General features: G+C 66.7%; 22 protein-coding genes and 1 pseudogene. 12 read left to right on the forward strand and 11 right to left on the reverse strand.

The features are described 5' to 3' along the window. Window position 1: 1 nt before the first annotated feature. A complete protein-coding gene (locus CFB39_RS27125; protein WP_011354710.1) occupies window positions 2–319 on the reverse strand; it encodes a non-heme iron oxygenase ferredoxin subunit in 318 nt (105 codons plus the stop codon). A gap of 444 nt (window positions 320–763) precedes the next feature. Here CFB39_RS27125 and CFB39_RS27130 point away from each other — a divergent pair, with 444 nt between their 5' ends. Continuing rightward, window positions 764–1,843, forward strand: coding sequence for a porin (locus CFB39_RS27130; RefSeq protein WP_089427168.1), 1,080 nt, complete (start codon window positions 764–766; stop codon window positions 1,841–1,843). A 104-nt stretch (window positions 1,844–1,947) separates the two neighbouring features. Here CFB39_RS27130 and CFB39_RS27135 read toward each other — a convergent pair whose 3' ends face one another. From CFB39_RS27135 to CFB39_RS27150, 4 genes are all read right to left on the reverse strand, one after another. Beyond that, on the reverse strand, window positions 1,948–2,841 hold the full coding sequence (locus tag CFB39_RS27135; protein ID WP_089475147.1) for an IclR family transcriptional regulator: 894 nt from the start codon (window positions 2,839–2,841) through the stop codon (window positions 1,948–1,950). A gap of 259 nt (window positions 2,842–3,100) precedes the next feature. Next, complete coding sequence (gene tecA / locus CFB39_RS27140) at window positions 3,101–3,637, reverse strand: type 6 secretion system effector deamidase TecA (RefSeq protein WP_226202780.1); 537 nt, start codon at window positions 3,635–3,637, stop codon at window positions 3,101–3,103. A 297-nt stretch (window positions 3,638–3,934) separates the two neighbouring features. Further along, window positions 3,935–4,141, reverse strand: coding sequence for a hypothetical protein (locus tag CFB39_RS27145; RefSeq protein ID WP_089429068.1), 207 nt, complete (start codon window positions 4,139–4,141; stop codon window positions 3,935–3,937). Window positions 4,142–4,480: 339 nt separating this feature from the next. Next, window positions 4,481–5,086 (reverse strand): alpha-ketoglutarate-dependent dioxygenase AlkB, encoded by a 606-nt coding sequence (locus tag CFB39_RS27150; protein ID WP_256991459.1) that lies wholly within the window; start codon window positions 5,084–5,086, stop codon window positions 4,481–4,483. A gap of 105 nt (window positions 5,087–5,191) precedes the next feature. Here CFB39_RS27150 and CFB39_RS27155 point away from each other — a divergent pair. Continuing rightward, window positions 5,192–5,362 (forward strand): annotated as a pseudogene (locus CFB39_RS27155) (nitroreductase family protein); the annotation flags it as partial. Between the two features lie 83 nt (window positions 5,363–5,445). Here the strand turns inward: CFB39_RS27155 and CFB39_RS27160 are convergent. Then, the gene (locus CFB39_RS27160) at window positions 5,446–6,594 is read right to left on the reverse strand and encodes a metallophosphoesterase (protein WP_089475149.1); all 1,149 of its coding nucleotides are present in this window, start codon (window positions 6,592–6,594) and stop codon (window positions 5,446–5,448) included. Window positions 6,595–7,435: 841 nt separating this feature from the next. On the opposite strand from CFB39_RS27160, the gene CFB39_RS27165 reads away from it, so the two are divergent. From CFB39_RS27165 to CFB39_RS27190, 5 genes are all read left to right on the forward strand, one after another. Further along, on the forward strand, window positions 7,436–7,729 hold the full coding sequence (locus tag CFB39_RS27165) for a hypothetical protein (RefSeq protein WP_011354664.1): 294 nt from the start codon (window positions 7,436–7,438) through the stop codon (window positions 7,727–7,729). Further along, window positions 7,726–8,775, forward strand: a complete 1,050-nt coding sequence (gene mdtN, locus CFB39_RS27170) for a multidrug transporter subunit MdtN (RefSeq protein WP_089475150.1) — start codon at window positions 7,726–7,728, stop codon at window positions 8,773–8,775. The genes CFB39_RS27165 and mdtN overlap by 4 nt, the downstream gene beginning before the upstream one ends. Then, window positions 8,756–10,975 carry an FUSC family protein gene (locus CFB39_RS27175; RefSeq protein ID WP_179257734.1) on the forward strand — a complete coding sequence of 740 codons (2,220 nt, stop codon included), beginning with the start codon at window positions 8,756–8,758 and terminating at the stop codon, window positions 10,973–10,975. Before mdtN ends, CFB39_RS27175 begins: the two co-directional genes overlap by 20 nt. Then, a complete protein-coding gene (locus tag CFB39_RS27180) occupies window positions 10,962–12,506 on the forward strand; it encodes a TolC family protein (protein WP_089475151.1) in 1,545 nt (514 codons plus the stop codon). Before CFB39_RS27175 ends, CFB39_RS27180 begins: the two co-directional genes overlap by 14 nt. Window positions 12,507–12,811: 305 nt before the next feature. Beyond that, window positions 12,812–13,519 carry an MgtC/SapB family protein gene (locus tag CFB39_RS27190; RefSeq protein WP_089475152.1) on the forward strand — a complete coding sequence of 236 codons (708 nt, stop codon included), beginning with the start codon at window positions 12,812–12,814 and terminating at the stop codon, window positions 13,517–13,519. 46 nt (window positions 13,520–13,565) lie between these two features. Here CFB39_RS27190 and CFB39_RS27195 read toward each other — a convergent pair whose 3' ends face one another. Then, on the reverse strand, window positions 13,566–14,285 hold the full coding sequence (locus CFB39_RS27195; protein WP_089432910.1) for an autoinducer binding domain-containing protein: 720 nt from the start codon (window positions 14,283–14,285) through the stop codon (window positions 13,566–13,568). Window positions 14,286–14,357: 72 nt separating this feature from the next. On the opposite strand from CFB39_RS27195, the gene CFB39_RS27200 reads away from it, so the two are divergent. The 3 genes from CFB39_RS27200 (at window position 14,358) to CFB39_RS27210 (ending at window position 16,440) form a co-directional block, all read left to right on the forward strand. Then, a complete protein-coding gene (locus CFB39_RS27200) occupies window positions 14,358–14,801 on the forward strand; it encodes a DUF4902 domain-containing protein (RefSeq protein ID WP_089432911.1) in 444 nt (147 codons plus the stop codon). A gap of 214 nt (window positions 14,802–15,015) precedes the next feature. Then, window positions 15,016–15,624 (forward strand): acyl-homoserine-lactone synthase, encoded by a 609-nt coding sequence (locus tag CFB39_RS27205; protein ID WP_027789397.1) that lies wholly within the window; start codon window positions 15,016–15,018, stop codon window positions 15,622–15,624. 51 nt (window positions 15,625–15,675) lie between these two features. Further along, the gene (locus CFB39_RS27210; RefSeq protein ID WP_179257735.1) at window positions 15,676–16,440 is read left to right on the forward strand and encodes a hypothetical protein; all 765 of its coding nucleotides are present in this window, start codon (window positions 15,676–15,678) and stop codon (window positions 16,438–16,440) included. Window positions 16,441–16,613: 173 nt separating this feature from the next. Here the strand turns inward: CFB39_RS27210 and CFB39_RS27215 are convergent, their stop codons facing one another. After that, window positions 16,614–16,817 carry a hypothetical protein gene (locus CFB39_RS27215; RefSeq protein WP_256991483.1) on the reverse strand — a complete coding sequence of 68 codons (204 nt, stop codon included), beginning with the start codon at window positions 16,815–16,817 and terminating at the stop codon, window positions 16,614–16,616. A gap of 386 nt (window positions 16,818–17,203) precedes the next feature. Between CFB39_RS27215 and CFB39_RS27220 the strand changes: the two genes are divergently transcribed. Beyond that, window positions 17,204–17,590: a VOC family protein gene (locus CFB39_RS27220; protein WP_089427154.1), complete on the forward strand. Its 387-nt coding sequence runs from the start codon at window positions 17,204–17,206 to the stop codon at window positions 17,588–17,590. Window positions 17,591–17,611: 21 nt separating this feature from the next. Here the strand turns inward: CFB39_RS27220 and CFB39_RS27225 are convergent, their stop codons facing one another. Both CFB39_RS27225 and ribA read right to left on the reverse strand, forming a co-directional pair. Beyond that, window positions 17,612–18,397 carry a GNAT family N-acetyltransferase gene (locus tag CFB39_RS27225; protein ID WP_256991460.1) on the reverse strand — a complete coding sequence of 262 codons (786 nt, stop codon included), beginning with the start codon at window positions 18,395–18,397 and terminating at the stop codon, window positions 17,612–17,614. Then, complete coding sequence (gene ribA, locus CFB39_RS27230) at window positions 18,327–18,977, reverse strand: GTP cyclohydrolase II (protein WP_069260282.1); 651 nt, start codon at window positions 18,975–18,977, stop codon at window positions 18,327–18,329. Before ribA ends, CFB39_RS27225 begins: the two co-directional genes overlap by 71 nt. 177 nt (window positions 18,978–19,154) lie before the next feature. Here ribA and CFB39_RS27235 point away from each other — a divergent pair, with 177 nt between their 5' ends. Then, window positions 19,155–19,616, forward strand: a complete 462-nt coding sequence (locus CFB39_RS27235) for a CBS domain-containing protein (protein ID WP_069252006.1) — start codon at window positions 19,155–19,157, stop codon at window positions 19,614–19,616. A gap of 153 nt (window positions 19,617–19,769) precedes the next feature. Here the strand turns inward: CFB39_RS27235 and CFB39_RS27240 are convergent, their stop codons facing one another. Next, on the reverse strand, window positions 19,770–20,099 hold the full coding sequence (locus CFB39_RS27240) for a DUF4148 domain-containing protein (protein WP_089427152.1): 330 nt from the start codon (window positions 20,097–20,099) through the stop codon (window positions 19,770–19,772). Window positions 20,100–20,510 lie beyond the last annotated feature (411 nt).

Genomic DNA, 20,510 nt, shown 5'->3' on the forward strand with positions numbered 1-20,510 from the left:
GTCACTCCACCTTGATCTGGATTTCCTCGCCGGCGAGCCGCACCGCGTACTGCTTCAGTGCGCGTCCGCCCGGACCCTTCAGGCATTCGCCCGTCTTGATGTCGAACACGGCCTCGTGCAGCGGGCATTCGACCGTGCCTTCGTCGACGAACCCCTGCGTCAGCAGCGCGTATGCATGCGGGCACACGTTCTCGAGCGCATACACGTCGTCGCCGACGCGGTAGATCCCGATTTCGACGCCGTCGGTCCGCTTGAACTCGATCGGCGTGTCTTCCGACAGCGCGCCGGCGTGCCCGGCGCAAACCCATTGTTCAGACATCTCACACCCTTCCTTCTGATCGACTCTCGGTTTGTTCCGATTTGTTCCATACCCGGAACAGCAGTTTATGGATGGTGATTATAGGAGCGACTTTCCACGAGTAAAACAAAAAGCTGCACGCCCTAGGGAAAACACTGACCGCCGGGTCGGCAATCACATGCGCCCACCTCACCAAATGAAATTTTTTGTTATATGACGGGGCTTTACCGGGTTTACGCGGGTTTCGTGCACCGACGCCGGGCGTCGGCCGGAAACCCATCCGTCCCGAAAAAATTATTTTTGATACGGTGCGAGACACCCCTATACTCCATTCCATCAGAGGCACACTGTTCCTTATATGGAACATACGAATGCCCACCCGATGGCGAAAAGGCGCGACGGCCGGCCGTTCCCGCGCATGCCGCCACGGCACGTATTCATCAGGTTGGAGATTCAGGAGATCAAATGGTCAAGCATGCGGTAGCAGCAGCAGTGATCGGAGTGGGCGCCGTGTCGGGCGCGTGGGCACAGAGCAGCGTGACGCTGTACGGCAGCATGGATGCGGGCGTCGCGTACGTGAACAACGTCGGCGGCCATGCGAAGTGGGCGATGATCCAGGGCAATACGCAGCCCGATCGGTGGGGCCTGAAGGGCAAGGAAGACCTCGGCGACGGCCTGTCGGCGATCTTCCAGCTCGAAAACGGCTTCTATACGAACAACGGCCAGTTCGCGACCGCGAACACGATCTGGAACCGCGCGGCCTTCGTCGGCCTCGGCTCGGAGCGCTACGGCACGCTGACGCTCGGCCGTCAGACGCCGCTGTCGTTCGATTATCTCGATCCGCTCAGCACGGCCTACCTCGCGATGAGCTGGTACGCGTTCCACCCCGGCAACATCGACGGGCTCGCCGCGACCGGCAACGTGCCGTACAACAACTCGGTCAAGTACCGCTCACCGACCTTCGCGGGCTTCTCGGCCGCGGCGACGATGGCGCTCGGCAACACGACGAACTTCTCGACCGGCAAGTCGGTCGGCGTCGCGCTGAACTATGCGAACGGGCCGTTCAAGGCGTCGGCCGTGTACTCGAACGAGCACGACCGCGCGATCCTGATCAGCACGACCGGCATCACGTCGTTCCAGGGGCAGAACACCGCGAACGGCTACACCGCGAGCAAGGTCGAGAACATCGGGGCGGGCGCGTCCTACCAGTTCGGCGACTTCCTCGTGCATGGCCTGTACACGCGCACGAAGATGCAGTCGAACGGCTTTTCGGACACGTTCCAGAGCTACGACGCCGGTGTGAACTACCGCAGCAGCGCGTTCAACACGATCGCGGGCGGCGCGGCGACCACGACGCTGGCCGGCCGCCGCTGGACGCAGGTCGAGCTCGGCGACATCTATGCGCTGTCGAAGCGCACGCAGCTTTACGCGAACGTGTTGTACGAGCACGGTTCGGGCGGTGCAAAGGCCGCTTTCTTCACGGCAGGTGTGTCGAGCACGGCGAACCAGGTGATCGTGCTCACCGGGATCCACCACTCGTTCTGAACGACGTCGGGCGTGCGTCGCCTGAAACGACAAAAGCGGCCCGCGGGCCGCTTTTGTCATTCGCATATGGCATTTATACGGCCGCCGGCCGCGCATCGGAACACTCAGAACATCGCGACCTTGTGGCGCGCGTGCGCGAAGGTCGGATCGCTTTCGAGCGGACGATAGTTCAGCCGCTGTGACAGGTCGACCGCCGCGCCGCACACGGCTTCGACGAGCCGTTCCTTCTCGCGGGCCTCGCCGATTTCCGAGCGCGGCACGGTCGCGGTGATCGCCGCGACGATCGAGCCCGAATGATCGCGTACGGGCGCGGTCACGGCCGAAATGCCGCTCTCGAACGCCGCCTCGCTCACCGCGTAGCCGAGCCGCGCGTAATGGCGCACGCGCTCGTAAAGTTCGTCGACGGTACCCGGCGTGCGCTCGGTAAACTGCTCGAGCCGCTTTTCCGGATAGAGCTGGCGCAGTGCGTCGCGCGTCAGGTCGCCCATCAGCACGTGGCCGTGCACGGTCGCATGCGCGGGCAGGCGCGTGCCGACGTGCACCTTCACCGAACCGAACATCGACGCGTTGCTCTGCGCCTTCGCGACGAACACGACGTCGCGCTGGTCGCGGATCAGCAGATGCGTCGACAGGCTGGTCGCGTCGCGCAGCCGTTCGAGCACGGGCGCGCCGAGATCGGTCAGTTCGAGCGAATTCAGGTATTCGAAGCCGAGCCGCAGCACGCCGACGCCGAGCCGAAAATAACGATCGCCGTTCACGCGCTCAAGGAAACCGAGCGCTTCGAGCGTCTGCAGCAGGCGGAACGTGGTCGTGCGCGGAATGCCGATGCGCTTCGACAGTTCGGGCGCGCCGAGCACCGGCTCGCGCGCGGAGAATTCGGCGAGGATCCGCAGCCCGCGTTCGAGCCCCGGCACCAGATAGGACGACGCGCCGCCGGACGGTTCGTCGTCGCCGGGCGCCGCGGTTTCAGGTGCGTCGCTCATCGTTGTCTTGACCATGTGGACATGGACGGTAGGAAATCAGTCACGTAACAGGTCACGGATCGTCGTGGATATTCAGTCATGCTACCTCAGCGCGCACGGGGTTCACACCGCGTGCATCGCCGCACCGCAGCATGCGGGTCGCGACGCCGTGGAGAGTCAATCACGGTCGAGAGGATAGCAGCGATGGACAGCGCCACGCCATGCCGGCGCGGCCGGCAGCGCGGGAAGGCAGCCGCGTGCGCGGCAGCAGGCGCGGCAGGCAAGGCCGGGCGGCCTACAGGCGCGACAGGTGAACCCGGATGTTTGCTCGATCGTATGTGAAGCCGCCGGCCGCATCCGGCTCGAGCACGCGCGCCAGGTCGACTGCATACATCCATCCGCTGCCCAGGCGGCCGCCGTTAATCGCCCGGATCCGGCTGCCGCCGACGGCGATCGCCGCATGAAAGACCGTGCCGCCGCGCGAGAAGCCGACCGCGGTTCCCGCCGGAATGCTCGCGCGCCCGTCCCATTCACCGCCGGTCTCGAAGTTGAAACGGGTTCGCCAGTGCTGGCCGATCGTGTCGAGCAGCGCGCCGGGCGCGATCATCGCATCGCTGCGCAGCAGGTACCGGACATAAGCCGCGGCGTCGTAGCAGACGCCGCCGGAAACATACTCGTTGATGTCGGCCATGCCGAACATCAGCGCCTGGGCGTGCTTCTGCCGTTCGGCGAAACCGGACTGGGCGACATGTCCGCCTAGCTGGGAGAGTTGCATGGGTGGCTCCTGGTGAAGAAGCAGGACGTCATCGTCCCGCCAACGCAATAACGTCATATGTTATTACGATATCGAACCACGTCCGCGCTTCGAATCACGGCGCGAAGAGCCGCATCGCCGGCGCGACGGACGCAGTGCAGGGACGTTAAGCGCGGCGTATGGCACACACGTGTCGAATGGTACGGACCATTTGGCGCGGCGAGCTCGGGCGGACGGGCGCGCAAGCGCGCCGCACGCGCTGTCGCGCAAAGCGCGACAGGCGACGGAAAACTGAAAACGATCGGGAAAAACCACCCGGCGGCGGGCGGCAAGCGATGAAGACGATCCTCGGGCGGCGGGATCGACGCGACGGCGTCAGGCCGTCACGGCGGCGTCATACGCGGCGCGGGCAAGCTGGCCGGCGGCGTAGGCCTCGGCTTCGCCGCGAAAGCCGTCCCGGCTGAACGCAACGACTTTCACGCCAACGCCGGTCGCCCGCTTCACCGTCAGCGCCCATTGCCATCCGCCGTCTTGTTCGAAGACGTGCAGCGAGGGTTCGAAGGAAGGGTCGAATACGGTCACGCGTTTTGCTCCTGCCCCCTTGCGCACCGCATCGGCAACGCTTGGGGCATGTCGAAAGGATCGCGCCGGGATGCGACGCGCTTTTGCCATTCGACAGTCTAGTCAAGGATTGTTGCGACGCACCATCAGAGGTTTCACTCATCTATCGGAACCGGGCGGTCGATCAAATTTCCTGAACCCCATATGGCACGGGCCTCAGCGCCGTTTCAGCGCGCATGGTTCAGCGCTCGTGCGGCAACGTGCCGCACACGCGACCGCTTGCCTGTATCGATCGCCCATGAATAGCAAAAACGGGGCGCGCATTGCCCGGCGATCCAGTCACGTCGGTGATGGGCGGGGTTACCTGCCCGTACCCGTCGGCATCACGCGCCGAAACGTCAGGTTCACGCGCTCGCCCTGCACGCCCGGCGCCTTCGGTACGCGATGCTGCCATTCGGCCTGTGTGCGGCCCCGCATCACGAGCAGGCTGCCGTGCCCGAGGCGATACGCATGCGTGACACCGGTCTTGCGATGCCGAAGGTCGAACACGCGCATCGCCCCGAGGCTCACCGATGCGATCACCGGCGCATCGCCCAGCTCGGGCTCGTTGTCCGCGTGCCAGCCGAGGCTGTCCTGCCCGTTGCGGTAGCGGTTGAGCAGCACGCTGTTGAAGCGCGCGCCGCAGGTCGCCTCGACCGCGCGCTTCAGGTCGAGCACGGCCGGCGTCCACGGCGCCGGCACGTTGCGGATCCCCGAATACACGTAGACGGCGTCCGGCTCGCCCTGCCATGCGGTCAGCCGCGGCAACGGAATGCGCCCGCGCGGCGTGCGGATCGTGTCCTGCTGCCACGCGACCTCGTTGATCAACGCGGCCAGCGCGCGATCGGCATCGGACGGCGCCAGCCAGTCCGGGTACCAGTCCACATCGGGTGCGGGCGTGTCAGCGAAGAAATCGGGTGTCGACATGTCGGGAGAAACGGGCGAAGAACCGAGCGAACGGTGCATGCCTGCATACTAGCCAACGGCGTCGCACACTGCCATGCGCTGTCATTCGCGGCTGCAAGGTGGCCGCGCGCGCTCGGCGTCGACGCAGGCCCGATGTCCGGCTTCGACGGCGCGAAAGTCGATGCCGCGTTCTTCGCGGGCACCGCGATCAAACGCAACTTCCTCGTGAATCTCGGCTATGGCGATCCGGCCGGCTTGTTCCCGCACAGCCCGCGCTTCGATTTCGACGACATCGCCGCATCGAGTGACGGCCGATGGCCGGCGCCGGCGCCCGTCGATGTCGGGCTTGCGCCGGCCTTGTCCAAACGAGGGAGCGTGCCCTACCCGCCGCGCGTCAGCCGGATCAGCGTGATCTCGGACGGCACGCCGAAACGGTTCGGCGGCCCCCAGTATCCGGTGCCGCGGCTCGTATAGAGCCACAGATCGCCGATGCGGCTGAGCCCGCCGATCACCGGCTGCTGCAGCCGCACGAACGGTGGCCATGGCAGAAACTGGCCGCCGTGCGTATGCCCCGACAACTGCACGGTAAAGCCGGCGCGGTTGGCCGCTTCCGCGCTGCGCGGCTGGTGCGCGAGCAGGATCTTCGTGCCGACATCGCCGGGCGCACCCGCCAGCGCCTGCACGGGGTCGCTGCGATGGGCGGGATCGAACCCGCCCGCCGTGAAATCGGTGACGCCCGCGAGCACCGCGTGCGCCCCGTCATGTTCGATGAGCACGTGCTCGTTGAGCAGCACCGTGATCCCGATGCGGCGGAACTCGTCGATCCACGCATGCGCGCCCGCGTAATACTCGTGGTTGCCCGTCACCAGGAAGCTGCCGTGCCGCGACTGCATGCGGCCGAGCGGCGCCGTGTGGTCGCGCAGGCGCTTGACCGAGCCGTCGACTACATCGCCCGTCACGACGACGAGGTCGGCATCGAGCGCGTTGACCGCGCGCACGATCCGTTCGACGTAGGGCCGCTTGATCGTCGGCCCGACGTGAATATCGGACAGCTGCACGATCGTCAGCCCGTCGAGCCCGGCCGGCAGCCCCGCGACCGGGATCGACACGCGCTTGACCGCCGCCGTGCGGCGCGCACCGACGAACCCGATCACGGTCACGAACACAGCGCCGGCCAGCACGCCGATCGCCGTGTCGGTCGCCGCGCCGGGCCACGCGCCGTCGTGCCCGAGATGGCGCCATCCGGACACGCCGAGCAGCACGAATTCGCGAAGGAACGTCAGCAGGAGCAGCGACGAGAAGAAGCCCATCACGAGCGAGCCGGCCCAGCCGGCCAGCGTCGCGGCCCAACCTTCGTCGAAGCGGCGCGAGAACATGCCGACCGGGATCAGCACGACGAAGCTCGCCAGCACGAGCGCCGCGATCGTGCGCGCGACCGGCGACGTGAATGCATCGGGAATGATCCGAATCCCGACGTACAGATGGAACAGCATGCCGATTGCAATGAACCGGACAAAGAAACTTCGCATGGAACACTCACCTTCGTTGCGATACCGATACCGCTTCCGCGTTGCATGTTGCACGAGGCCGTGAGGCTCCGTGCCGCGCGTCGCGCCATACGTACGATGGTACACAGATCGCGGCTGTGACGACCGGTCGCCGGCCGGGCTTCGACGCCGCTCGGCGCACCGCTCGACCGCGTCTTCATCGGCCCGCCCGACGCGAGCGACGTTGACGCTTTCCCGAAGCCCGTCGTTACCGACATGCAGCGCACGCTGCGCTTGCCCATCCCGGTCAGCCACTTCGAGAAAGGCGGCCGGATGATCGATGCGAACGTCAGCGTCTTGCCCGAAGGCACTGCGTGTCGCCGCTCTCGCGGGCGGGCAAACTAGCAGACCGCTCAGGCCGAACGCCCGTCGCGGATCTGCGTCGCCGATCACGACACGCTGCCGCGCTTTACACGCAATCCGGTCGACCCACCCGTCAACATCGCCCCCCGATCCGCCGAATCGACCACATTCCCCAGCGTTCGAACGGCAATCGGCCTTTTCCGTCCCGATTCCGCGCTGTCGACACGACAAATCGGCCGCCCTTCGTTCGTCTGACGATTCTTTACAGTCCGTTAGCAACCCTACGCGAGCGTGCGCTGGCAGAATCGCGACGGTCCGACCATCATTGCAGAAACGCGGTGCCGAACGGGCGGACACGCCCCCCCGACCGGTAATCCCCCCCACGGTGCACGGGGCGGGTGGCTGGCGGTCCGCATCGCGCTGATCTATTATCGGCCCCATATCCCGGAATCGTCGTCGCGGCGACGATTCGCATTGCGCCGCGCCCGGCATCCACCCCCAACGTCGAGCTCGTCACACCATGAGAAAAACAACGCCGCGCGCGCCCTTGCGCGTCGCCGCCGTCCTGGCGCCAGCCCTGCCGCTCGCGGGCTGCGCATCGCGCGGCGCACCGTCGTACGTCCTGTTCGGCGCGTATTTCCCGCTTTGGCTCGTCAGCGCGATCGTCGGCGTCATTGGCGCGATCGTCGCGCACCGCGTATTCGTCGCGACCGGCTGGGCCGCGACGGTGCCCTACCAGCTGGCCGTCTGCACCGCGATCGGGCTCGTGGTCGCGGTGATCGTGTGGCTCACCGGCACGGGGCCGTTCGCATGAAGGCCGCCGGTATCGCCCGCCCCTCCGTCAAAGGCCGCGTGATCGCCCTGGCGATCGTCGCGCTCGGCATCGCGGCACTCGTGTACGCGTACTACCGCACGACGGCCTACCCGTCCACCGACGACGCGTCGATCGACGCGGACGTCGTGCACGTCGCGTCGCCGGTCGGCGGCCGCATCGTGCAGCTCGCGGTACATGAAAACCAGCGCGTCGCGAAAGGCGACCTGCTGTACGTCATCGACCCGGTGCCGTACCGGCTGACGGTTGCGCAGGCGCAGGCCGACCTCGAACTCGCGCGCGCATCGCTCGACACGCGCCGCCGTTCGCTGATCGGCGAGCGCTCGAACGCGGCCGTGGCCGCCGAGCAGGTCAAGCGCGCGACCCAGAACAACGACCTTGCCACGCGCGACGTGAACCGGCTCGCGCCGCTCGCCGCGCAGGGCTACGTCAGCGCGCAGCAGTTCGACCAGGCGAAGGTCCGCCAGCGCGACGCGGCCGTGTCGCTCGCGCAGGCACAGGAACAGCAGCGCGCGTCCGCGCAGACGATCGGCGACGACGCCGACGCGATCGCGACGCTGCATGCGCGCGAGGCCGCGCTGGCCCGCGCGCAGCATGCGCTCGAAGACACCGTCGTGCGTGCGCCGCACGATGGGCTCGTCACGGGCTTGAGCGTGCTCGCCGGCGAAACCCTTGCGCCGAACCAGTCGATCTTCACGCTGATCGACGCGAGCGAATGGTTCGCCGTCGGCAACTTCCGCGAAACGTCGCTGAGCCGCATCGAGGTCGGCGACTGCGCAACCGTCTATTCGATGATCGACCGCAGCCGCCCGCTGACCGGCAAGGTCGTCGGCGTCGGCGCAGGCATTGCCGACAGCGCCCGCATCAACCTGCCGCGCACGCTGCCGATCGTGCAGAACTCGGTGAACTGGGTGCACGTCGCGCAGCGCTTCCCGGTGCGCGTGAAGCTCGACGAACCCGACGGCAAGCTCGTGCGCGTCGGCGCCAGCGCGATCGTCGAGGTCCGGCATGGCACTGCCTGCCGCTGAGGTTCGGTCGCCGGGCCCGCGCGAAGTCCTGCGACTGCTCGCGCCGTTTCCCGGGCGCACGTCGATTGCCGTGCGGGTTGCGCTGATCTGCGCGCTGACCGCGCTCGTGACGGCCGCCTACGGCACGCCCGAAGCCGCGCTGTCCGCGTACGTCGTGTTCTTCATGATCCGGGCCGACCGCGTGACGAGCGTCGTGCTCGCGGCCGCGCTGCTGGTGATCGTCACGATCGTGATCGGGCTCGTGCTCGGCATCGCGATCTTCAGCATCGACTATTCGATCCTGCGAGTCGCGTGCATGGCCGTGCTGTCGGTCGGCCTCCTCTATCTGACGTCAGCCAGCAAGCTGCGCCCGGTCGGCGCGATCCTCGCGATGATCGTCGGCTTCGGGCTCGACCAGCTCGGCCTCGCGCCGTTCGGCGAAGCTGCAACGCGCGCGCTGCTGTACATCTGGCTGACGATCGCGATTCCCGTCGGGGTCGCGATCGTCGTCAACCTGTTGATCGCGCCGTCGCCGCGCAAGCTCGCGCACGCGCAACTCGCGAAGCGCTTGCGGCTCGCCGCGCAGCGGCTGCGCGGTGACGATGCCGCGCGCGACGCATTCAATGCCAGCCTGCACGAAGGCGACAAGCAGCTGCTCACGTGGCTCAAGCTGTCGAAACTCGAAGGTTCGTCGTCCGCCGCCGACTTCGCGGCGTTGCGGCAGGCCGTGGCATCGAGCACCGCGCTGCTCGTCGGCGTCGCACTGGCCGATCGCGAACCGGATGCACGGCTGCCCGACGCATACGCCGCCCCGATCGCCGCGACGCTCGACGAGATGGCCGACATCCTCGACCAGGGCGGCTACCCGGTCGACGTGACGCTCGCGCTACCGCCGACCGGCACGCTGCCGCCGCTCGCACGAGTTGCTGCGACGGATCTCCATGCGGCGATCACGCATTTCGCGGAACCGGCCGCAACGACCGATGTCGCTTCGTCGGCTTCGTCGGCTTCGTCGGCTTCGTCGGCTTCGTCGGCTTCGTCGGCTTCGTCGGCTTCGTCGGCTTCGTCGGCTTCGTCGGCTTCGTCGGCTTCGTCGGCTTCGTCGGCTTCGTCGGCTTCGTCGGCTTCGTCGGCTTCGTCGGCTTCGTCGGCTTCGACGGCTTCGACGGCTTCGACGGCTTCGACGGCTTCGGCAACTGCCCCCGACGCCCCCGCAGCCGCCCCGCGCGGCGGCTTCTTCCTGCCCGACGCGCGCACCAATCCCGACCACATCCGCTACGCGCTGAAGACCACCGCCGCGGCGATCTTCTGCTACCTGCTGTACTCACAGCTCGACTGGTCGGGCATCCATACCTGCGTCGTCACCTGCTACATCGTGTCGCTCGGCTCGACGGCCGAGACGGTCGAGAAGCTTACGCTGCGGATCTTCGGCTGCATCGTCGGCGCGCTGCTCGGCACGGCGGCACTCGTCTTCGTCGTGCCGTCGCTATCGTCGGTCGGCCACCTGATGGCGCTGGTGTTCGCCGGCGGGTGGCTCGCCGCGTGGGTCGCATTCGGCTCGCCGCGCATCGCGTATGCCGGCTTCCAGATCGCGTTCGCGTTTTTCCTGTGCGTGATCCAGGGCGCCGGCCCCGGCTTCGACCTGACGATCGCGCGCGATCGCACGATCGGCATCCTGCTCGGCAACGTCGTCGTGTATCTCGTGTTCACGCGCATCTGGCCTGTCAGCATCGGCAAGCAGATCGACGCCGGGCTCACCGCGCTGATCGAACAGTGGCGGCGCCTCGTGCAGGTCGCGCAGCCGGCCGAGCGGCGCGCGCTCGCGGCCGAGGCGTTCGCCCGCCACGGCGCGATCACGCAGGAGCTCGGGCTGGTCCACTACGAACCGTCGTGGGTACGGCCGGCCGCGTCGTGGCTGGCCACCCGACGGCGCGCGCTCGCGGAGCTCGGCGCGCTCGAAGGGCCGCTGTTCCTGCTCGCCGAACGCAAGCCCGGCGACGCGGCGATCGGTGCGCAGCTCGCCCGCGTGACCGAACCGCGCGACGACGACGCCGCGCCCGATCAAGAGCCCTCCGCGCCGCCGGCCATGCCGCCGCGCGCAGCCCCCGCCGACCCCGCGCGCGACGCGCTGCTGAACCTGATCGACACGCGGCTCGCGCACATCGCCGATGCCGCCCGTCAAGCCACACCGAAGGAGCCCGTTCCCCATGCGCCTACCTGAACCGCCGGCCGCCTCGATCGCCGCCGCCGCCGTCGCGACCGCCGTCGCGCTGGCCGGGTGCGCGACGTCGTCGATCGATCTGGCGCCGGAGGCGTCCGACCGCCCGTGGCAGCCGCAAACGTCCGCCGCAGGCGACATCGTGCCTGGCCCGCCGCGCGCGTCCGCGCCAGGTTCGCACGACTACACGCTGCCCGCCTCGCCGGCGCTCGCGTCGGTCTCGCCGCCGGCCGCGCTCGATGCCGCGCACGCTTACACGCTGCCCGAGCTGATCGATCTCGCCGAATCTGCGAACCCGTTGACCCGTATCGCGTGGAACGACGCGCGCAACGCCGCGCTCGCGGTCGGCCTGGCCAAGACGGCCTACCTGCCGAAGCTGTCCGCGACGGCCATGGGCGGCTACCAGGCAAACCACGGGTCGACGTCGTCGTTCCTCGGCGACTCGTCGAGCAACTCCACCGTGCACGGCACCATCTCGGCGCTGTCGCTGCAATGGCTGCTGTTCGATTTCGGCGGCCGCGCGGCGCGCGTCGAAGCGGCCGAACAGGCGTCGATCGCGTCGAACGTCGCGTTCACGGCCGTTCACCAGCAGGTGATCCACGACGTGACCGTCGCGTACTACCGCTACGAAGCCGCACGCTCGCGCGCGCTCAGCGCCCAGCAGGGCCTCGCGAACGCGGACGCGATCCTCGCGGCGTCCCGCGCGCGGCTCAAGCACGGCGTCGGCACGGTCGTCGAACTCGCACAGGCGACGCAGAACCGCGCACAGGCCAACCTCGCGCTCGTGCAGGCCAACGGCACGGAGAGCGACGGCTACCTCGCCCTCGTCTCCGCGCTCGGCATCTCGCCGCTGTCGAAGCCAACCGTCGCCGCGCTGCCGAAGCGGCCGCTGCCGCCCTCGCTCGGCTCGTCGGTCGACGCGATCGTGTCGGATGCGATCGCGCGCCGCCCCGACCTGCAGGGCGCGTTCGCGCTCGAAAAGGCCAATCGCGCGAAGATCAAGGCCGCGGAAGCCGCGTTCATGCCGAAGATTTTCCTGTCCGCGTCGACGTCGTACGCGAGCGGCGGCACGTCCATCTCCGCGCTGCCCGCGATCGGCGACCAGGCGCCGACCGTCAATCTGAACGGCAGCCGCTACGGCGGCGGCGTGTTCCTCGGCGTGACGATTCCGCTGTACGACGGCGGGCTGCGCTCGGCCGTGCTGATGCAGGCGCGCAACGACGCGGAAAGCGCCTCCGCGCGCCTCACGCGGACCAAGGAGGAAGCGGTCCGCCAGGTGGTCGCCGCGCAGAACGCGGTACAGACGAGCCTGGCGTCGCACGACGCCGCGAAGGCGCTCGTCGATGCCGCGCAGACGAGTTACGACGCGGCGCTGACCGCGTACCGGAACGGCGTCGGTTCGGTCACCGATGCGACGATCGCGCAAAGCCAGTTGCTCGCCGCCCGCAACGCGGAGGTCGACAGCTATGCCGGTGCACTGTCGGCCGCCGCCGCACTCGCGCTCGCGACGGGAACGATCGGCTCGGCGCAGTAGCGCAGCCGCCGCGAGGCGGTTGACGCCTGCGCTCGCCGCCCACTAGAATGCCGCCCATTCTTCCTTCAGGAACCATCGTGGACAGTTGCAGCACTCCGTTGCGTGCGCCGCTTGCCGCCTGAACGCCTGTCCGACGCAGTTCTCCTGCCCGGCTCGCGTTCCGCGAGCCGCACGCCTCCCGTTTCACACTGAATGACGCATTCGCGCGGTACAGTACCGCGCGATGACGGCTATCTTCGTGCCGCCTTCGGCCTTGCGCCGCAGCGACGCGAAACGGCACGCGCTTCTTGCACGGCAGGACAACCATGACTTTCGATTTCGCACTTCGTCTTTTCACCGCGTTCGCCTGCGGCGTCGCCATCGGCCTCGAGCGCCAGATGCGCCAGCGCACGGCCGGCCTGCGCACGATCACGCTCGTCGCGAGCGGTGCGTGCCTGTTCGTCACGCTCGGCGTGCTGACCGGCAACGGCGTCGCGGGCGTCACGCAGATCGCCGCCTACGTCGTGTCGGGCGTCGGCTTCCTCGGCGGCGGTGTGATCATGCGCGACAAGGGTTCGATCCAGGGCATCAACACCGCCGCGACGCTGTGGTGCTCGGCCGCCGTCGGCGTGCTGTCCGGTTCCGGTCATTACGTGCCGGCGCTCGCCGGCACCGGCGTCGTGCTGGTCACCAATACGCTGTTGCGCAGCGTCAGCCAGGCGATCAACGCGACGCCGGTATCGAACGCCGATCTCGTGCGCGAATACCAGATCACCGTGATCTGCCTGGCCTCCGACGAAGTGCACATCCGCACGCTGCTGTCGAACGCGATGTATGCGAAGCCGCTGTCGTTCCAGAGCCTTACGAGCGAGGACGTGCCCGACCAGCCGGACCGGCTGAAGGTGACTGCGACACTGAAGCTGCATCCGAAGGATCAGCAGAAGCTCGAGCAGATCGCGAGCCGGATGAGCATGGAGAAGAGCATTTCCAGCGTGAGCTGGACCGCGAAGGAAGCGGAGCCGATGATGGAGTGAGCGGCCCGGCGGCAGCTGCATATTGCGCTGCCGCCTTCACGCCCTGTCAGGGCGTCTCGATCAGCCCGGCCGAGATGGCCTTGACGACGGCCTGGACCTTGTTCGTCGCGCCCAGCTTTTCGAGGATGTTGTTGACGTGGAAGTTGACCGTCCGCTCCGAGATGCTGAGGATCTGCCCGATTTCGCACGCGGTCTTGCCCTCGGCCGTCCAGCACAGCACCTCGCGCTCGCGCGCGGTCAGCGTGACGGCCGCCGCCGGCGCCAGCTTCGGCACCATGAAGCGGCTCATCAGCGAATGCGACAGGTTCGCGAGCCAGTTGGTCTGCAACGTCAGCATGTTGATCTCGGCCGGCGTCAGCCGGTCGGCATGGCGGGCGATGCTCAGCAGGCCGAACGCACCGCGGGGCGCCCAGCTCGACTGCGCGACGCCCACCGACAACCCGAAATCACGGGCGTCCTGCCACAGCGGGCACGGTTCGATCCGGTCGACGTCCGGCCAGACGATCATGTTGGTGCTGAGCGCGCCGTCGCGAACCGTCGAGTCGATCTCGATGTAGTTCTGCGCCTGGTAGTGCGCCATCCAGCCGTCCGGATAGGTATCGAAGATCGCGACCGCGGGCTTCGATACGGGCAGCGGGACGCGAATGCCGTAACAGCAGTATTCGAATCCCAGCCGCTTGGAATAGGCGGCGATCCGCTGGAAGAGCTGCTGCTCGTCTTCCGCGGCGCTGAATTGTTGATAGGCATCCTGCCAGCGCAGTTCCATTCATTCTCCGACAACGTCACGCTGTCATACTTGTCAGGTTCCAGACCCGTTCGAGGCTGATACATTCCGCGCATGACTTCACCTTTGCTGCACTCGGTCCCCGGCCCGTCCCCGGACGGCTACGTACGCCTGTCAGAAAGCGCACTAGCCGTGCTTGCGCTCGACCATGTCGCAAGCGGCCTCGACGCATCGCTGCTCGAGGAATTGCGCGACAGCGCCATCGACGCGCGCCTCGCCGGCTACACCGAATGGCACCGCCCGGCCAGCGCCGGCGTCGCTTACGTGACGATCGGCTGGGACTGGTACCTCGAACGCGCGACGGGCGCGTTCGTGATCGCGGGCGGCGACGTCCGCAGCAACGTGATGGTCACCGACGCCACGGGCGCCGACATCGGCATGGTCCGCACGGCCGCCGCGCTCGCCGCACGGCTCGCGTGCATCGACTGGCCCGCCGCGGTCGCGTCGGCCCTGCTCGGGCACAACGACGCCTATCATGCCGGTCCGACGCTCCAGTGACAACTGGCTGCGCCTCTATTCCTCTGACAATTTCCGCCATGCTGGCGCTCTTTATAAGCAAAAGCGCCACGGTTTTCAATCCCGTTGATCAAGAAACCGTTACCACGTCCTAAACAGCGTCTTTCCGACGCGATCCTGTAAGAGTTACCAGTTACAGCCCCCTCGTGCTGCGCGATGTAATGCATGCATACAAAAGCACAGATCCGAGGACACCATGCGGACCTTCGTTCACGAGGAAGGGCGGTTGCCACACGAACTTGCGGCGGATCTAGGGCGCTACCGGCGCCGTGTGTTCGTCGAGCAGCTCGGCTGGGCTCTCCCGTCGGCGAACGAAAGCTTCGAGCGCGACCAGTTCGATCGCGACGATACCGTGTACGTGTTCGCGCGGAACGCCGGCGGCGACATGTGCGGATGTGCGCGCCTGCTGCCGACGACGCGCCCGTATCTGCTGAAGTCGCTGTTCGCCGACCTGATCGCCGAAGACATGCCGCTGCCGCAATCGGCCGCCGTCTGGGAGTTGTCCCGGTTTGCGGCAACCGACGACGAAGGCGGGCCGGGCAATGCCGAATGGGCCGTGCGCCCGATGCTCGCAGCCGTCGTCGAATGCGCGGCGCAGCTTGGCGCGCGGCAGTTGATCGGCGTGACGTTCGCGAGCATGGAACGGCTGTTCCGCCGGATCGGCATACACGCGCACCGCGCAGGCCCGCCGAAGCAGGTTGACGGACGTCTGGTGGTCGCGTGTTGGATCGACATCGATCCGCAAACGTTTGCCGCACTAGGAATCGAGCCGGGGCAGGCCGCCCGGCAAGCCATCGCCGCCTGAACCGGAACGCGCGTTTCTGTCCGGGCGGTATCGTAACGAAGGAGAATCAACGTGGACCAGTCTCAGGTCTTTCGCGCGATGATGCCCGGGTTGACGAGCGCCAACGGCGCCCGCATCGCGGTCGCCTACCCGTCGTTTCCCCGGCCGCTGCCGCTCGTGCGGCTCGACCGCCGCGGGCTCGTGTTCCGTGCGGCCGGCGCCGCGCCGCTCGTCTGCGGGTTGCCGCGCGCGGCGACGCTGCTGGTCGCGGACGAGCCGCTCTGCTCGCTGCGCCTCGTGATCCGCGACATCGCGCCGGCTGGCGAAGGCCGGCATGACCTGACGATGCAGCCATCCGGCGCCGCCGGCGACGAATTGCTGTGGCACGCGTTGCGTGATCGCGAGCCCTACCGCCAGATTCAGCAGCCGCTTGCGCCCGTCGACGCGTCCATCGCCACTGACGGCGACCCGCACACGTCGGCCGGCGAAGCAGCGCCGCGCCCGTCGCGCAGCGCGGCCTTCCGGCTGCCGTGCCACAGCGACGCGCTGTTCTTTGCCGACTGGCTCGAATATCACTTCGACGAACTCCGTGCGCTGTCGCAACAGCATGGGCCGCAACTGCAGCTCAACCAGCTCGAGCGGCAGGTGGCCGACGACGAGGTCGGCGTGCGCTTCGTCTACGACATCGATGGCCATGCGACGCGGCATGCGCTGACCGACTGCGCGCGCGAGGCCTGCGCATGGATCGAGACGGAGATGCGCGACAAGTACGCGTTACCGGTCGCGCAGGAGCGTTTCAGCGCGTTTGCGGCGCACGCCCGGGCAGGCGGCATGTGAGTGCGATGCAACAGAAAGTTGTATCGATACAACTAGGGCTTGCCATGCCTCGGGTTTTCCCTTAAATTTACGTCTGTCTCCTCCATGTCTCCAAACATGGATTCAGCCCGCTCAATGTAGCGGGCTTTTTCTTGCCTGCGCGAATTACGGGGACAGATCTCCTTCCACCCCGCCTAACCTGCCGGGCGCACACCAGACGGCCACGGCCAGTAGTGGTGTACCGCAAATATCAGCGCCACCACCCCGATCACGACCAGCAGCAGGTACAACCAGCCCTTTTTGGTCGTTGGTAGATCCACCAGCGCGCTCACGTCGCCCGTCAGGGCCGCCAACGCGACCATGCCGAGTCCAACCAGCACCATCGTTCCCTTGGCCACCCCATCCAAAGGCAACCTCCAACGCGCCCGCCCATCGCGACTGGCGATAAGGGCCGGTAACCGGCCGACGGAGATCGGGCTTACTCATTTGCGCGCACTCGCCCGGGATCGGCACGTCGGCCCATCGATCGACAGACTGACGCGAAAACAGCACGTCGAAGGTTGTCCTGACAAGCACCGGCTGCAATGGGGTGCGCGCATTTGATCGGGAGCGTCATGTTTTTTTCTTTCACGAGACGAGGTTCGGCGGTTCGATTCGTTTGGCCGGAAGGAGCCCATATCGTTCGATACGATGGGCCTGCGCCGAAGCGCGCTCCGTTCGTCACACGCAATCCGGATCGGCCGGCTTATCATTGACCGGCCCGCCACTCGCCCCCGAGGCCATCTTGCACGCCCATCTGCGCATTGCCCGCCCGGTCAGCAACCTCGCCCGCACCGAGCGCATGTATCGCGACGCCCTCGAGTTGTCCGTTCTTGCGCGCTTTGAAGATCACGACGGGTTTTCCGGCGTGATGCTCGGGCGCGACGGCCTCGACTATCACTTCGAATTCACGCATTGCCCCGACCATCCGATCGCGCCGTCACCGACGCCCGAAGACCTGATCGTGTTCTACCTGCCCGATCGGCCGGAATGGGAGGCTGCATGCGCGCGCGCCACAGAACATGGCTTCATGCCGGTGACGTCGTTCAATCCGTACTGGGAAATATCCGGCCAGACCTTCGAGGATGCCGACGGCTACCGGATCGTGCTGCAGAACGGCACATGGCGCTGACAGGCGAACACGCGTGAACCGTTACGCGCCGGCCAGGCCGGCGGCGCGAGCGGCATACACGACGTGCCGACGCAGCGCGTGCCCGTCCGGCAACGCAGGGCGGTCGAAATCACGCGCGGGCTGATGCTGCATGCCGAGCCGCTGCATCACGTGCCGTGACCGCAGGTTGGTGTCGGCCGTCCACGCGAAGATCTCGCCGAGCCCGATCCGGTCGAACCCGTCGGCCAATGCGGCAGCGGCCGCTTCGGCAACGTAGCCATGCCCCCAGGCGTGACGCGCCTGCCGCCACATGATCTCGACGCACGGCGCCATCGGATGCGTTGCTCGCGCTTCGTGCGACAGGCCGCACACCCCGATCAGCATCGCGTCGGCACGGCGCTCGATGGCCCACGGGCCAAAACCGTGTGCCTCGAAATGCGCGTCGAAGCGCGCGATGACGTCGCTCGCCTCGTCAACGGACATCGGGCCGCGCGCGAGCCATGCGGTCACGTCTGGATCCCCATGCATCGCCGACAGCGCGCCCGCATCCGTCGGCCGCCAGCGACGCAGCGTCAAGCGCTCGGTTTCGATCTTCGACGGTGTGGACATAGGGGCGATGGATCGTTCAGGCGGCATAACGCGAGCGCCGTCACAAACCTGAAAGCGGAACGGATGGGAGAAATGAAAATCGTCGCCTTTGCAGGCGACGATCCAGGGAACAGATGACGAGAAACGGGCGCCGGTGCGCCCGCGGCGATTACTCGTTTTCCTCGAAGTAATGCCCAAACTTCGTCTGCTTCGTACGGATATAACGCTCGTTTTCCTCACGCACGGGCACCGCAAGCGCCACGCGTTCGCAAACCGGAATACCGTGCTTCGCGAGCGTATCGAACTTCGCCGGGTTGTTGCTCATCAGCCGCACCGACGTCACGCCAAGGATCCGGAGAATCGCGGCAGCCGAGTCGTATTCGCGGGCGTCGTCAGGCAGGCCGAGGTCGAGGTTCGCCTCGACGGTGTCGCGCCCCTGCTCCTGCAGCGCGTAAGCGCGGATCTTGTTGCTCAGGCCGATCCCGCGCCCTTCATGGCCGCGCAGATACAGCAGCACGCCGCGGTCTTCGGCCGCGATGTAACGCAATGCGAGATCGAGCTGCTCGCCGCAGTCGCAGCGGTACGAGCCGAATACATCGCCGGTCAGGCACTCGGAATGAAGGCGCGTCAGCACGGACTGCTCGCCGGCGACGTCGCCCATCACGAGCGCGAGATGTTCGGCATCGCTGCCCGATACGCGGAAAGCGTACGACGTGAACGTACCGTAACGCGTGGGCAGCGACGCGGTAGCGACGAGCGTCACGCACTCGTCGGCCTGGCCATTGCCCGGCGTGGGCGATTGGGGACGCGAAGACATCATGAATTCAATCGAAACGTTCAGGAATGTAGGAGTTGTGTGGATAGTGCGTGACCGGAGTTTACCGCTAATCTGGAATCGTCACGCGACTGCCGCCACCTGCGCGGCTATACTGGGCTCATCGGGTGACAAGCATCACACCCTGCCTGCCCAGCATCGACCTGCACACGGAGAAAGCGAATGAGTACGACTGTCGCGCAACTTCTCAAGGCCAAGCCGGATTCGGGCCGTACCATCTACACCGTCACGAAGAGCGACCTCGTCTACGACGCCATCAAGCTGATGGCCGAAAAAGGCATCGGCGCGCTACTGGTCGTGGACGGCGACGACATCGCGGGCATCGTCACCGAGCGCGACTACGCGCGCAAGGTGGTCCTGCAGGACCGCTCGTCGAAAGCCACCCGCGTCGAGGAAATCATGACGGCGAAGGTACGCTACGTCGAACCGTCGCAATCCACCGACGAGTGCATGGCGCTGATGACCGAGCACCGGATGCGCCACCTGCCCGTCCTCGACGGCGGCAAGCTGGTCGGCCTCATCTCGATCGGCGACCTCGTCAAGAGCGTGATTGCCGATCAGCAGTTCACGATCAGCCAGCTCGAACACTATATCCACGGCACACCCGCGGTCACGTCCGCCTGACCCGCCCAGCAAAAAAGGCCCAAACGCGCGAGCGTCTGGGCGGAAAGCCGCCGGAATGCGGCGACGGAGGTTCTGCTCCTGCGGGCGAATGACGCGCACAACGGGTGCGCGTCTCGTCGATTAAGCGGTGCGCTCGGGCAGACCCGGGGACGTTCAGTTGCCGAAATAGACCGAGTTCACGGGATTCGGTGCTTCACGCGTCATGCGACGGCCGGCTTGGCCCGCACTGGTCGCCACGGCACCGTAGCCGCTCGTATCGGCTTGCGCGAGCATCGGCTGGTTCGGTTGAATGCGTTGTTCCGCGGCCTGGATGTTGTCCGGATACTGCGAATCGCTCGCCAGCGGCTTGTAGCCGTTCTGTTCGAGTTGCACGAGCTCGGCCTTGACCTGGTCGCGCGTCAGCCCCTGCTCGGACTGTGCAAACGATGCGATCGGGGTGGCAAGGACGGATGCGGCGATAGCTGCGTAGATGACCGACTTCATGATTTACCTCCGGTATATGTTCTCTTTTGGCGTCGCCTCGGCAGGGACTGTCTGAAGCGATTGAATCCAGTGTAGTTCTCGCCAACCCAAGGGGAAACCCTTAGTTTGAACATACAGCGTTGCGATTTTGACAAAAATCGCGGGCACATCACGGACGATATCGCAGCAACTTGCTTCACTCGCACAACAATCGCTGACAAAATGCCGACAGCCGAATCACATATCCCGAAGGTTGTGTTGTAGAATCGTAAGGTTATATTCGTCAGTCGATCTTCCATCCACCATGTGCGCGCTCACGCCCCTTTCGGTTTCGCCGTCCGGCCCGGCCGGCGTGCGCGCGCGCGCCGGTCATCCGGCGCATCCCCTCGCTCGACGCACGGCCCAGGCGCCGCTCGCCCCTGCCCGGCGCCT

The sequence above is a fragment of the Burkholderia sp. AU6039 genome, from assembly GCF_002223365.1.
Lineage (GTDB): Bacteria > Pseudomonadota > Gammaproteobacteria > Burkholderiales > Burkholderiaceae > Burkholderia.

What these genes read in the sequence shown, in the direction of transcription:
- CFB39_RS27165 (WP_011354664.1), top strand. Translation starts at nt 7,436, where the DNA reads ATGAGAAAAACAACGCCGCGCGCGCCCTTGCGCGTCGCCGCCGTCCTG.
- CFB39_RS27195 (WP_089432910.1), bottom strand. Translation starts at nt 14,285, where the DNA reads ATGGAACTGCGCTGGCAGGATGCCTATCAACAATTCAGCGCCGCGGAA.
- CFB39_RS27150 (WP_256991459.1), bottom strand. Translation starts at nt 5,086, where the DNA reads ATGTCGACACCCGATTTCTTCGCTGACACGCCCGCACCCGATGTGGAC.
- CFB39_RS27160 (WP_089475149.1), bottom strand. Translation starts at nt 6,594, where the DNA reads ATGCGAAGTTTCTTTGTCCGGTTCATTGCAATCGGCATGCTGTTCCAT.
- mdtN (WP_089475150.1), top strand. Translation starts at nt 7,726, where the DNA reads ATGAAGGCCGCCGGTATCGCCCGCCCCTCCGTCAAAGGCCGCGTGATC.
- CFB39_RS27125 (WP_011354710.1), bottom strand. Translation starts at nt 319, where the DNA reads ATGTCTGAACAATGGGTTTGCGCCGGGCACGCCGGCGCGCTGTCGGAA.
- CFB39_RS27205 (WP_027789397.1), top strand. Translation starts at nt 15,016, where the DNA reads ATGCGGACCTTCGTTCACGAGGAAGGGCGGTTGCCACACGAACTTGCG.
- CFB39_RS27190 (WP_089475152.1), top strand. Translation starts at nt 12,812, where the DNA reads ATGACTTTCGATTTCGCACTTCGTCTTTTCACCGCGTTCGCCTGCGGC.
- ribA (WP_069260282.1), bottom strand. Translation starts at nt 18,977, where the DNA reads ATGATGTCTTCGCGTCCCCAATCGCCCACGCCGGGCAATGGCCAGGCC.
- CFB39_RS27180 (WP_089475151.1), top strand. Translation starts at nt 10,962, where the DNA reads ATGCGCCTACCTGAACCGCCGGCCGCCTCGATCGCCGCCGCCGCCGTC.
- CFB39_RS27240 (WP_089427152.1), bottom strand. Translation starts at nt 20,099, where the DNA reads ATGAAGTCGGTCATCTACGCAGCTATCGCCGCATCCGTCCTTGCCACC.
- tecA (WP_226202780.1), bottom strand. Translation starts at nt 3,637, where the DNA reads ATGACGTTATTGCGTTGGCGGGACGATGACGTCCTGCTTCTTCACCAG.
- CFB39_RS27235 (WP_069252006.1), top strand. Translation starts at nt 19,155, where the DNA reads ATGAGTACGACTGTCGCGCAACTTCTCAAGGCCAAGCCGGATTCGGGC.
- CFB39_RS27135 (WP_089475147.1), bottom strand. Translation starts at nt 2,841, where the DNA reads ATGGTCAAGACAACGATGAGCGACGCACCTGAAACCGCGGCGCCCGGC.
- CFB39_RS27200 (WP_089432911.1), top strand. Translation starts at nt 14,358, where the DNA reads ATGACTTCACCTTTGCTGCACTCGGTCCCCGGCCCGTCCCCGGACGGC.
- CFB39_RS27175 (WP_179257734.1), top strand. Translation starts at nt 8,756, where the DNA reads ATGGCACTGCCTGCCGCTGAGGTTCGGTCGCCGGGCCCGCGCGAAGTC.
- CFB39_RS27130 (WP_089427168.1), top strand. Translation starts at nt 764, where the DNA reads ATGGTCAAGCATGCGGTAGCAGCAGCAGTGATCGGAGTGGGCGCCGTG.